Below are 12,407 nucleotides of genomic sequence, written 5' to 3'. Positions count from 1 at the left end.
TTTTCATAAGATCACACGGCTCCAGAAACGGGACATCAAAGAGGGATCGCGCAGCGCTTCCAGCTGCTCCCAGGCGGGGTAGGCGCGACGGAAATCGACGCCGCTCATGTGGGCGTCCTTGGCCGGATACAACCGCCCGCCGGCAGCGCGAACAATGTCGTCCAGACGCGGGAACAGCACGTTCTCCAGCGCCTCGCTCTGGGCAAAATCCAGCGCCAGGGAGGTGCCTTCCAGCGGGAACGACAGCAGGCCCGGCGAGGCAATATCGCCACAGCGCTTGAGCACGGCGAGGAACGAACCCTGGCCGGCGTCGGCGATGGTGCGCAGCAGTTCGCCCATGGCGGCTTCGGCATTCGCCGCAGGCACCACACACTGGTATTGCTGAAACCCGCGACGGCCATAAATACGGTTCCAGTGCAGGATCCGGTCGAGGGGGTAGAAGAAGGGTTCGTGAGCGCTGCGGCCCTGCTTGCGCTGGCTGGGGTGCAGGCGCCAGTACAGGCTGTTGAAAGCGCTGAGGGATACCTTGTTGATCAGCGACACCGGCGGCGTCAGCGGCACGCTGAGTTTCTTGCGCTGACCGACCTCGAGGGAGCCGTATTGCGCGTGATCACCGACGATGAACACACCGCGACCGGTCTCCGCGCCCTTCGCAAGGCAGTCGACCCAGGCGACGCTGTATTCGTGACGGGCGTCCAGTTCGGCCGACAGTGCAAAAAACTCCGCCAGATTGGCGAAGCGCACCGTGGTGGTGTCGATCTGGGTGGCGCGGATCGGCATCAGCTGAATCTGCGCCCAGTGAATGACCCCGGTCAGGCCGAGACCGCCGATGCTCGCGGCGAACAGGGCAGGATGGTCTTCAGGCGAGCAGATCACCTCCGGCTCGCCGTGGCGCAGCAGGCCGAAGCCCAGCACATGGCGGCCAAAGGTGCCGCGCACATGATGGTTTTTGCCGTGAACATCATTGGCGATGGCGCCGCCAAGGGTGGCGAACTGGGTCCCGGGCGTCACCGGCAAAAACCAGCCCTGGGGGATGGCAACGGCCAGCACTTCCGCCAGGGTAATGCCGGCCTCGGCCTTGATCACCCCGGTGCTCCAGTCGGCTTCGATCAGCCGGTCCAGCGAGCGCATGTGCAGCACCTGATCGCTGGCGGCCAGGCAACTGTCGCCGTAGCTGCGGCCATTGCCGTAGGGCAGGCTACTGTGGTGGGCGCCGATCACGCGGTCTATCTGCGCAGGCAATTCGTCCAGCCACACGCAGCCATGACCGCGTTGCGGGCGGCGGGGGAAACGTCCCCAGGAATACAACGGCGTGCTCATGCGGCGATCCAGAACATCATCAGAAACGCAACGCCGATCAGCTGACTGGTGCGGTCGCGGATGGCGAACACCACCGGGTCTTCGTTCATCTGCCCGCGATGGGTCAGCATCCACACCCGCGTCACCCAGAACAACAACAGTGGGCAGGCCAGCCAGATGATGTGAGGCGTGACGTACAGCTCGGTGGTTTTCGCGTCCTGGATGTACAGCGCCAGCACCATCACCGCGAGATAACCCGACGACGCCCCCAGCGAGGCGATCATGTCCAGGTCGCCGGGGTGGTAACCGCGGCCGCGGGCCAGGGTGTTCACCTCCCGGGCGCGGGCATCGCGCAGCTCGGCGTAGCGCTTGACCATCGCCAGGCTGAGGAAAATGAACATCGAAAACGCGAGGATCCAGAACGTCAGGGTCAGGCTGAACGCCGCCACGCCGGCGATGATCCGCGCGGTGTAGAGCATTGCCAGGGCGATCACGTCCCAGGCCATCAGGCGTTTGAGTCTCAGCGAGTAGGTCAGGGTCAGGCCGTAGTAGGCGGCCATCACCGCTGAGAACTGCCACGGCAATAGCAGCAGCGCGGCGCCGAAGGCCATCGCCAGCAGCGTCGGCACCATCACCAGCCCGGCCTTGATCGACAGCCGCCCGCTGGCGAACGGCCGGTTGCATTTGCTCTTGTGATGGCGGTCGTCGCACAGGTCCAGCAGGTCGTTGAGGATGTAGACGCTGGACGCGCACAGACCGAAGCACAGAAACGCAATGATGCCGTCGCGCATCAATTCAAATTGCGCCAGGCGATGGGATGCCAGCAGCGGCACGAAGATCAGCGCGTTTTTCAGCCACTGGTGCAAGCGCAGGGCCTTGCGCCAGTCCCGCAGGCTGGGGGTGTTACTGCGGATGGTCGGCTCGACGCGGACTTGCGCTTTTACCTTTGCTTCCACGCCTCGATCGGGATTGACCACATAGGCCTGACGGGACACATCCCATATGGGCAAGTCATCTTTCGAGTTGCCGACGTAATCGAATCCACCCTCGCCGAAGTGCGCAACTAACAGGTCGCGCTTGTTATTGCCGGACAAGTTGCGGTTGGTATTGGAGGCCAGCACCAGATCGAATAACTGCAGATGATCGGCGATGCGCTCGGCGAGGCTTACATGACTCGCCGTCGCCAGTACCACCATGCGGCCAGTGTCTCGTTCGCGCTGGATCATCTCGAGGATCTGCGGATCGTAAGGCAGTACGCAGACGTCTATTTCGGTGTTGAGCGCCAGGCCTTCTTTCAGCGCGGCTTTGCCTTTGAACAGCCAGGCGAGCATGTTCAGGGCTTTCAGCGGCTGTCCTCGAATAAACGCCATGGCCGTTTCCATGAGCAGATCCGAGCGCAATAACGTGCCGTCTAGATCAACTACCAACGGAGGGGAAGTTTCAAGAACTCGTCCCTGAATTCTGGCCATAGTGAGTGCTCCTGTAGGGTCACCGGACTATAAACAAAATAGGATTTTTACAACTTCATTTAAATTAAAGGGCCTCGTCCCTCACGTCGGCGGGGTGGCGTCAGAATTAAAGGGCGCGTTTTTGAGGGAAGTCGGCGGGGTTGCTTCTCATTAATGAAACCCGCGCTGCCGGGGAATTGGCGACCAACTAATGACTCCCCGGGAGTGACGGTTTAGTGCCGTGTTTAATTCGGCGATTCACGTCTGTCTCTGTTGCGAGTGCTTCCTGCGCAAACGGCAGGAGCTGATTCGCGACGGCGCTGTCTTCTCGACTCACATCGCAGTCATAATGACTCGCCCTGCACCCCCTTCCCATGCCATTACCGGGAGTTTCCATGACCCACTCTTTGCTGCTGGCGCTTATTCCGCTGGTTGCCGACCTGTCCCGGGACATGCCGGACGATGAGCGCTACCGCCGCCTGCTGCGGTCGCTGCGTGAGTTATTCCCGTGCGACGCCGTGGCCTTGCTCAAGCTGGAGGATGAGGTGCTGGTGCCGTTGTCGGTCGAGGGCTTGAGCCCGGATACGCTGGGCCGACGATTCCGGGTGGGGGAGCACCCGCGGCTGGACATCATTCTGCAAAACCGCGAACCGACGCGTTTTTCCACCGACTGCGACCTGCCTGATCCGTATGACGGGCTGGTCGAAGGCGTGCACGGCGACCTGGAAGTGCACGATTGCCTCGGCTGCCCGCTGTATGTGCAGAACACGCTGTGGGGGGTGATCACGCTGGACTCCCTTGATCCGGCGCGCTTTGGCCGGGTCGATCTCGGCAATCTCCAGGCGTTTGCCAGCCTGGCGGCGGCAACGGTTATGGCCAGCGAACGGATCAGCCAGTTGGCGCGCGGCTTTGAGGATCAGCGCCAACTGGCCGAGGTGTACAAACGCGCCGCAGGCGGACGCGGGCCCCGGGAGCTGATCGGGCAAAGCCCGGTGCACAAGCGTTTGCAGCAGGAAATCCAGCTGGTGGGTAACAGCCCGCTGACGGTGTTGATCACCGGCGAAACCGGTGTGGGCAAGGAGTTGGTTGCCGAGGCCATTCACCTGCATTCACCCCGGGCGGCGAAGCCACTGATCAGCCTCAACTGCGCCGCGCTGCCCGAATTGTTGGTGGAAAGCGAGCTGTTCGGTCACGTCAAAGGCGCGTTTTCCGGGGCGGTCAGCGGGCGCAGCGGCAAGTTCGAGCTGGCCCACGGCGGTTCGTTGTTCCTTGACGAGGTGGGCGAGCTGCCGCTGCCGGTGCAGTCGAAGCTGCTGCGGGTATTGCAGAGCGGCCAGCTGCAGCGCGTCGGTTCTGATCAGGAGCATCGCGTGGACGTGCGCATCATCGCCGCGACCAACCGTGATCTGGCAGAAGAAGTGCGCGCCGGTCGCTTCCGCGCGGATCTCTATCACCGCCTGAGCGTTTACCCGTTGTTGGTGCCGCCGTTGCGCGAGCGGTCTCGCGATGTGTTGCTGCTGGCGGGGTACTTTCTCGAGGAGAACCGGGCGCGGATGGGACTGCGCAGCTTGCGCATGAGTCCGGAGGCGCAGGCGGTGCTGTTGGCGTATCCATGGCCGGGGAACGTGCGGGAGCTGGAGCATCTGATCAGCCGGGCGGTGCTCAAGGCACTGTCGGTGCATGGCGAGCGGCCGCGGATTCTGACGATCGAGGCGGATGTGTTGGGGCTTGAGGAGTCAGGGGCGCCTGCGCCTGCTGTGTTGCGTGTGAATGGCGCCATGCCGGTGATTCAGCCGGGCGAGGGATTGAAGGAGGCGATGGACGGGTTTCAGAAGCAGCTGATCGGCGAGGCGCTGGAGCGGCATGACGGGAAATGGGCGGATGTGGCCCGGGAGCTGAATGTTGATCGGGCGAATTTGAGTCGGCTGGCCAGGCGATTGGGGATTCGGTAGGTTTTTTCAGATCAAGATCTTTAAGATCAAGAGCGTCTGCCTGGGGGCAGACTGTTTCGCCTTCGGCGAGTTACTTGATAAAGCCCCAAGTAACCAAGGGCTTGTGCTCCTGGTTGGGCTCCTCCTTCGTCGGAGTACCTTCACTCCGGTCTCGCTCCGTGGGCCCGCGCCGAACGGACATCCATGTCCTGACGGCGCTCTCGCCGCATCCATGCGGCTCGGCCCACTGCGCGAGACCTGCGTTCAGCCTGCACCCAAGTCGCGATTTGTGGTGTTTGAGCCATTTGCGTTTGAAGATTAAAAGCGCTTTTAAAGCAGATCAACGGCTTCCCGGCTGAAGCCGGTCCTACAGTCGGAGCCAATCCCGCTGGATGCATGCGCTGCTGTTAGTGCTGATCGTTCCCACGCTCCGCGTGGTAACGCCACCCGGACGCTCCGCGTCTCGCAGCCGACCCACATTCGAGCCGGGGTAGTGACGCGGAGCGTCACGGGATGCATTCCCACGCGGAGCGGGGGAACGATCAGCTGACACGCCGCGCTCTTGGTAGGACCGGCTTCAGCCGGGAAGCCCTTGATCTGCCCTTGATCTGCTTTTGATCTTCCTACGCAAATGTCTCAAACACCGCAGAACGCGACTTGGGTGCAGGCCGAACGTAGACGACACGCAGTGGGTCGAGCGGCATGGATGCCGCGAGAGCGCCGTCAGGACATGGATGTCCGTTCGGCGCGGGCCCACGGAGCGAGACCGGAGTGAAGGTATTCCGACGAAGGAGGAACCAAACCAGGAGCAAGCACCCTTGGCTGCTCTTTAAAACCGAGAGGGGGGTGCTTTTCCAAGTAACTCGCCGAAGGCGAAACAGTCTGCCCCTAGGCAGACGCTCTTGACCTTGGCTGCTGTAAAAATGACTCCGCCGCTAATGAGCAATATCCTCCAACGCCAAATTCCGCGTCTTCGGCCCAAACCCGCCAATCGTAATGATCACAATCAACATACTCATCACAATAAACGTCAGCACCCCCGGCGTGCCGAAGTGATCCAGAAACAACCCGATCAACAAACTGCTGAACACCGTGGACAGACGACTGAACGAATAACAGAACCCCACCGCCCGGGCGCGAATATTGGTCGGGAATAACTCGCTCTGGTACGAGTGATAACTGAAACTCAGCCACGCATTGCAAAACGTAATCATCACCCCGCAAAAAATCAGCCCCGCTGCCGTCGTCTGCTGCGCGAACAGTGTGCCGAAAATCATCGAGCCCAACGCCGAGCCGACAATCTGCCACTTATTCTCGAAACGGTTGGCGAACTTGACGAACAACAACGGCCCGAGGGGGTAGGCGAGGGTGATCACGAAGGCATACGCCAGACTGTGGGTCACGCTCACGCCCTGACCCGAAAGCAGCGCCGGCAGCCAGTTGCCAAAGCCGAAAAAACCGATCGCCTGAAACACATGAAACACAATCAGCATCAGCGCGCGACGGCGATACGGCGGTTGCCAGATGTCGGCGAAGCGGCCCTTGCCTTCGACGGCCACGTTGTGGGTTTCCGGTTCGTCCAGCGCCTGGCCGTGATCCTTCAGGCAGCGGGCTTCGAGGTCATCCATGATTTTTTCGGCCTCGCCGAAGCGGCCGTGTTGCGCCAGCCAGCGTGGCGACTCCGGCAGGCGCGAGCGCAGCCACCAGATGAACAGCGCGAACACGGCGCTGGCCAACACCACCCAGCGCCAGCCGGCGATGCCAAACGGGTCCTGCGGCACCAGCCACCAGGACATCAATGCCACTGAAGGCACCGACAGGAACTGCACGAAAAACGCGAAGGCGAACGCCGAGCTGCGCATGCGCTTGGGCACCAGTTCCGAGAGGTACGCGTCGATGGTCACCAGTTCGATGCCCAGGCCAATGCCCACCAGAAAGCGCATGCAGATGATGCCCAGTGCGGACGTCTGAATGCCCATCAGCACTGTGGCGACGGTGTACCAGATCAACGCGAAGGTGAAGATCGCGCGGCGGCCGTAGCGGTCGGCGATCGGGCTCAGCAGGCTGGCACCGAGGAACAGCCCCAGGAAGGTGGCCGAAGCAAACGCCGCCTGATCCGAAAAGCCGAACACGCCCTGCGCCCCGGTGGCGAACAGCCCGTCGCGGATCAGGCCGGGGCTGATGTAGGCGGTCTGAAACAGATCGTAAAGTTCGAAGAAACCGCCAATGGACAGCAGCGCCACCAGCTTCCAGATCGTGGCAACGGCGGGCAGTCGGTCTATGCGGGCGGAAATCCGCGCAGCGCGGATCGGGTCGATTCCGTCCTGCATCGGGCGGGCGTGATCAGGGCTATCAGAAGCGGCATGCATTATTGTTTTTTCCGGATCGGTCAGACGCAGCATGTTAGTGCCCCAGAGATTCAAGACAAAACATTTCTGCGCGTTTAAGCTCCGGGGCTGACCGCCACCACGTTTCGGATTCCCGTGAAGTACACACTCCCGACCACTGCCACCGCGCCATTCTGCCCGTCGGCGACCACCGACAGCGTCGCCATTCCCGCCAATGCGTCTTTCCTGCGCAAGCTGATGCTGTTCGCCGGTCCCGGCCTGTTGATCTCCATCGGCTACATGGACCCCGGCAATTGGGCGACCGCCATCGAAGCCGGTTCGCGCTTCGGTTATTCGCTGTTGTTCGTGGTGGTGCTGGCGAGTCTGTCGGGCATGGTGCTGCAGAATTTGTGCTCGCGCCTGGGCATCGCCACCGGCCGCGATCTGGCGCAGTTGTCTGCCGAGCGGTACAGCCACCGGGTCGGCATGGGCCAGTGGATTCTCGCCGAACTGTCGATCCTTGCCACCGATCTGGCGGAAGTGCTGGGCGCCGCGCTGGCGTTTCACCTGCTGCTGGGGGTGTCGATCACCACCGGTGTGGCGCTGACAGCGTTCGACACGGTCATCGTATTGGCTTTGCAGGGCGCCAACTTCCGGCGTCTCGAAGCCATTGTGCTGGGGCTGATCGCAACCATCGCGACGTGTTTCTTTATTGAGCTGGTGCTGATCAAGCCGTTCTGGCCGGACGTTGTGGCGGGGCTCAAGCCGTCGTGGGAGATGCTGAGCAATCAGGAGCCGCTGTACATCGCCATCGGCATTCTCGGTGCGACAGTGATGCCCCATAACCTGTACCTGCATTCATCGGTGGTGCAGACCCGGGTCAACGGCACGTCGGTCGAAAGCAAGGCCAGCGCCATTCGTTACGCCCGGGTCGACACCATCGCCTCCCTGAGCCTGGCGCTGGTGATCAACGCGGCCATTCTCATTCTGGCGGCTGCCGCGTTCCACGGCACCGGCCACACCGACATCGTGGAAATCCAGGACGCCTACCATTTGCTTGACCCCCTGGTGGGCGGCGCCGTCGCTAGCGTGTTATTCGGCATCGCGCTGTTGGCGGCAGGGCAGAGTTCGACGTTCACCGGGACCATCGCCGGCCAAGTGGTGCTGGAGGGGTTTCTCAAAGCGAAGATACCGTGCTGGCAACGCCGCCTCGCGACCCGTGGCTTGGCGCTGATTCCGGCGTTAATCGGCGTGATCTGGTTCGGCGATGGCGCGGTCGGCAAGATGCTGGTGCTCAGTCAGGTCGTCCTCAGCCTGCAGTTGCCGTTTGCGCTGTGGCCGCTGATCCGCTTCACCAGCGATCCGCAATTGATGGGGCCGTTCGCCAACAGCCGCCTGACCAAAGCCCTGGCCTGGGGGCTGTTCGGACTGATCTCGGGCGCGAACCTGACGCTCATGTTTTTCTGGGTGACCTGACCGCTACGGTGAAATTGCGTACATTCAGCGGGACCGGCTTTAGACGGGAAGAGGTCGGTTTGTACGCCATCAGTTCTGCAGCACTGAACAGTCGGGGCCGGATGGAGCTGTAGGAGCGTGGCTTGTCCCGCGATCTGGCGCGCAGCGGCAGTAAAATCAGACTGCCCCGGTCCTGTCTGACACAGCGCGTTCAATCGGTTCGCTGGCGCTTCGCGCCAGATCGCGGGACAAGCCACGCTCCTACACCATAGAGGGGCAAGCGCTCCTGCCGGTTTTGCGCCGCGTTGAGGTTCAACTCAGCAATGTGCCTCGCGCCATCCCCGTGGCGGCGATGACGATGATGACCATCAGCAGCGCTTCCATGTGACTGATCCGGGCGAACCGGCGCGACAGGGAAGTATCAATGGGCTGGTTCTTCTTGAACGCGATGCGCCATTTGATCAGCGCGAACATCGGCACCACTTCCAGCGCCAGAATGGCCACGAACGCCGCCATTTTCAGGTGAAACAGGGGTTGATGCAGGTAGTAGTACGAGCCTTTCTCCAGCCCGCCGAACGCCCGAAACGCCCCGGTGATCAGCAGAATTCCCGCTGAAACGCCCCAGATATTGTCCACCACGAACACATCCCTGAACGATCGCGGATCATCCGTGCGCAACCGCCGCAACGCCCGTCCCCTCGCCAGCACCGCCGCTATCGCAAAACCGAACGCCAGCAGGTGCAACGCAGCCAGTACCCATTTGATGAGCATGTTTCAACTCCCCCGAGCGATGTGCAGAGCAAGCGTCACCTGCACAAGCTTAGCGGGTCGTTGGCGTTATGCCGTTGCCGATCAAGCGTGGCGGGAAAAATAATCGGTCGGGGGCGTCGTCGCTCATTTCTGCAGGTTGTGCCGTTTTTCCAAGCCTGGCTTGCGACGCGGATGAACGAAATCAAAGTAAAACGCTGAAAGGCCAAACACCGCTATCACCGAAACAATCACCAGACCGATCACCGAGTTATCCATCACGCTTATCCAACAGTCGCCCAAAGGCCGAGCGCCTATTCATTCCGCTTGCACCTACAACTGCAATCAATACGACGGGATCTTTACGCGAACAGCGGCTTGGCTGACGCCTTTTATATAGGCGCCTGCCGTTGCGGATGCTCCTGTGGATAAAGAACAACCGCCGCGCGAAGTTTGTCACCGCCAAAGCAACTCATGCCGGCGAACTCTTTATGACTGACCGGCATGTATTGGCAGTCCATGGCCTGACGCTGTTGGCTGTGATCGATGTCGGGGTCGTGCAAGTAAACGAAATCGTCATCGCACCCCGTGACCAGCACCCAGTGCGGCGCCTTGGAGCGGGTCAACCGATAGCTGCTGATCAGCACCAGGGCCAGGCCGTTGTTCTTTTGCAGTTGCCAGAGGTTAAGCGGCGCGCTGCCCAGTTGACGAACCGTGCTGGCCGCCAGTTCGCGGCTGAATTCCTCGTGCACCAGACGCATGACTTCGCGCTTTTCTTCGCTGCGCACACCGGCGAGAAACAACGGCCCGCGCACCGACACTTGGAGGCCGACCTCGAACCCGCGCCGCAACGCCGCCAGCGCCAGGCCCTGTGGGCTGCAACCGCCGTGGCCCGAGGTCATGAACACCGTGGTCGCCTCGCGCCAGATCTGCAGTTCCTCATGGCGCTGCATGGCGCGTGGCGGTTGCAGGGCTTTCATCGCCATCAGCAGGCACGCCGGGCCGCAGCTGAAGTCCAGGGTTTGCGGGTAGTAGGGCACATGGCGAGCGACGCCGGTGGCGTGTTCGCGGATGCGTTTTTCGTAGCGCAGCGCCGGCGCGTGGTCTTCGTAGTAGTCATCAATGCGGTCGAACAGGCGATAGCCGTTGCGCTCGTATAGGCGAATCGCCGGGGCGTTGTCCGGCCGAACTTCGAGCCGCAAATAGGCACATTCGCGCTCAAGGGCATGCTGTTCGGCCTGGGCCAGCAGTTGCTGCCCGAGGCCCTGGCCCCGGGCCTCGTCGCTGATCGCCAGCGAGTAAAGCCGCCCCAGGGACGTGCCGCGATGAAACAGCACCAGTGCGTAACCGGCCAGGCCCTGATCGGGCTGATCGCCCAGCGCCACGATCAATCGCGCATTGGCCCGCGTGACCATCCAGTGAAAGCTGCGCGCATTCAGTCGGTCGGATTCAAAGCACTGGTTTTCCAGCACCAACAGTTCGTCCACATCGGCAGGCTGGGCGAGGCGATATATAAAGTTCATGTCAGGCACCGTAAAGAGTGAGTAACGAAGCGGGACATTTCTACAAAGCCATGTTTTATAGAAAGGACTGTTTCCCGAAGGATCAACTCATGAATGCGGTGCCGGTGAAGACCGACGAAGTATCAGCACAACCTCAGCGTTCGGCAACTTTAAATGTCAATCCGCTGAGACCTGTTTCAACCCGAAGCCGACTGTTGATTGTTGTGGAGCGGCTCGAAGACTGGGCGTCTTACTTGCCCAGCGAACACTTGATCAGCGCCCAGGATTATCTGGAAAACCCGCCCCAGGACAATGCCGGGCAACGGGTGCAGGTGATCAACCTGTGCCGCAGTTACCGCTACCTGGGCCACGGTTATTACTGCTCGCTGCTCGCCGAAGCCCGGGGTCACCACGTGATTCCGTCGGTGAAAACCATCAGCGAGCTGACCCGAAAGTCCCTTTACGGCCTGGCGCTGGATGACCTCGACAAGCGCCTCGAACATGCGCTGCGTGACCATCCCTACGATGAAACCGAAGGCTTCACCCTGAGCTTGTATTTCGGTCAGACCGATCTGGCTCCGTTGCAGGATCTGGCCCGTCAGCTGTTCGAAGCGTTTCCTGCGCCGATCCTGCTGGTGGAGTTTCGCAAGCGCGACAACTGGCACATCGTGGGCATCAAGACCGGCGCATTGACTCGCCTGCGCGATCATCAGCAGGACCAGTTCGCCCAGTCCCTGGACAGCTTCAGTCGCAAGATCTGGCGCCAACCCCGGTCCCCTCGCACGTATCGCTACGATCTGGCGATTCTGCATGACCCGCAGGAAGCGCTGCCGCCGTCGAACCGCAAGGCGCTGGACAACTTCATCCGCGTCGGCCAGCAACTGGGCGTGGACGTGGAGCTGATCGAGAAGAAAGATTACTCGCGGCTGGCCGAGTACGACGCGCTGCTCATCCGCGAGACCACCAGTGTCGACAACCACACTTACCGCTTCGCCAAGAAGGCCGAGAGCGAAGGGCTGGTGGTGATGGATGACCCGGCGTCGATCCTGCGCTGCACCAACAAGGTCTACCTGACCGACCTGCTCAAGAGCCACAAGCTGGGCATGCCAGCCACGGAAATCCTCTACAAGGAGCGACCGGATGATTTGGAGCAGGTGGCGGCGAGGCTGGGTTTCCCGCTGGTGCTGAAAATCCCCGACGGCTGTTTTTCCAAGGGCGTGATCAAGGTCCAGGACGCGCAGCAATTGCAGGAAGCGGCGCGGGAGCTGTTCGAGCATTCGGTGCTGCTGCTGGCCCAGGAATACCTCTACACCGAATACGACTGGCGCATCGGCGTGCTCAATCGCAAACCGGTGTTCGCCTGCCAGTACTTCATGTCCAAGGGGCATTGGCAGATCTACAACCACAAGGCCATCGACGCGGAAATCAACGGCGAGTGCCGCACCCTGGCGGTTCACGATGCGCCACGGGCCGTGGTGGATCTGGCGGTGAAGACCGCGAACCTGATCGGCGACGGCCTGTATGGCGTGGACTTGAAGCAGTCCGGCGATCGCGTGGTGGTCATCGAAGTCAACGACAACCCCAACCTCGACGCCGGCATCGAAGACGCCTGGCTGCAGGACGATCTGTACGCGCTGGTGCTGGAAGAGTTCATTCGCCGGCTCGACATCAAACGTCGCGGTCTGGCGGGTTAGGGCG

Annotated in this window: 9 protein-coding genes; 3 read left to right on the top strand and 6 right to left on the bottom strand. The window is 61.5% G+C overall.

Translation table 11 applies throughout. From position 1 onward, the window contains the following. Positions 1-3: 3 nt before the first annotated feature. Complete coding sequence (locus L4G42_RS21745; protein WP_237253446.1) at positions 4-1,320, bottom strand: FAD-binding oxidoreductase; 1,317 nt, start codon at positions 1,318-1,320, stop codon at positions 4-6. Next, positions 1,317-2,768 carry a UbiA family prenyltransferase gene (locus L4G42_RS21740; protein WP_237253445.1) on the bottom strand — a complete coding sequence of 484 codons (1,452 nt, stop codon included), beginning with the start codon at positions 2,766-2,768 and terminating at the stop codon, positions 1,317-1,319. Before L4G42_RS21740 ends, L4G42_RS21745 begins: the two co-directional genes overlap by 4 nt. A gap of 374 nt (positions 2,769-3,142) precedes the next feature. Between L4G42_RS21740 and norR the strand changes: the two genes are divergently transcribed. Continuing rightward, positions 3,143-4,699, top strand: coding sequence for a nitric oxide reductase transcriptional regulator NorR (gene norR, locus L4G42_RS21735; protein ID WP_237253444.1), 1,557 nt, complete (start codon positions 3,143-3,145; stop codon positions 4,697-4,699). Between the two features lie 914 nt (positions 4,700-5,613). Here norR and L4G42_RS21730 read toward each other — a convergent pair. After that, positions 5,614-7,008 carry an MFS transporter gene (locus L4G42_RS21730; protein ID WP_237253461.1) on the bottom strand — a complete coding sequence of 465 codons (1,395 nt, stop codon included), beginning with the start codon at positions 7,006-7,008 and terminating at the stop codon, positions 5,614-5,616. Between the two features lie 153 nt (positions 7,009-7,161). On the opposite strand from L4G42_RS21730, the gene L4G42_RS21725 reads away from it, so the two are divergent. Beyond that, positions 7,162-8,481 (top strand): Nramp family divalent metal transporter, encoded by a 1,320-nt coding sequence (locus L4G42_RS21725; RefSeq protein WP_336885895.1) that lies wholly within the window; start codon positions 7,162-7,164, stop codon positions 8,479-8,481. Between the two features lie 291 nt (positions 8,482-8,772). Here L4G42_RS21725 and L4G42_RS21720 read toward each other — a convergent pair whose 3' ends face one another. The 3 genes from L4G42_RS21720 to L4G42_RS21715 form a co-directional block, all read right to left on the bottom strand. Further along, on the bottom strand, positions 8,773-9,231 hold the full coding sequence (locus L4G42_RS21720; RefSeq protein WP_237259646.1) for a DUF2214 family protein: 459 nt from the start codon (positions 9,229-9,231) through the stop codon (positions 8,773-8,775). Positions 9,232-9,354: 123 nt separating this feature from the next. Next, positions 9,355-9,486 carry a hypothetical protein gene (locus L4G42_RS26090; protein WP_272903982.1) on the bottom strand — a complete coding sequence of 44 codons (132 nt, stop codon included), beginning with the start codon at positions 9,484-9,486 and terminating at the stop codon, positions 9,355-9,357. Positions 9,487-9,599: 113 nt separating this feature from the next. Next, positions 9,600-10,730 carry a GNAT family N-acetyltransferase/peptidase C39 family protein gene (locus L4G42_RS21715; RefSeq protein WP_237253443.1) on the bottom strand — a complete coding sequence of 377 codons (1,131 nt, stop codon included), beginning with the start codon at positions 10,728-10,730 and terminating at the stop codon, positions 9,600-9,602. An 89-nt stretch (positions 10,731-10,819) separates the two neighbouring features. On the opposite strand from L4G42_RS21715, the gene L4G42_RS21710 reads away from it, so the two are divergent. Continuing rightward, on the top strand, positions 10,820-12,403 hold the full coding sequence (locus tag L4G42_RS21710) for a RimK family protein (RefSeq protein ID WP_237253442.1): 1,584 nt from the start codon (positions 10,820-10,822) through the stop codon (positions 12,401-12,403). Positions 12,404-12,407 lie beyond the last annotated feature (4 nt).

It is taken from the genome of Pseudomonas petrae (assembly GCF_021728295.1).
GTDB classification, from domain to species: domain Bacteria; phylum Pseudomonadota; class Gammaproteobacteria; order Pseudomonadales; family Pseudomonadaceae; genus Aquipseudomonas; species Aquipseudomonas petrae.
Note: the sequence above shows the minus strand (reverse complement) of the source record. Positions and strands in the feature narration are given on the sequence as shown.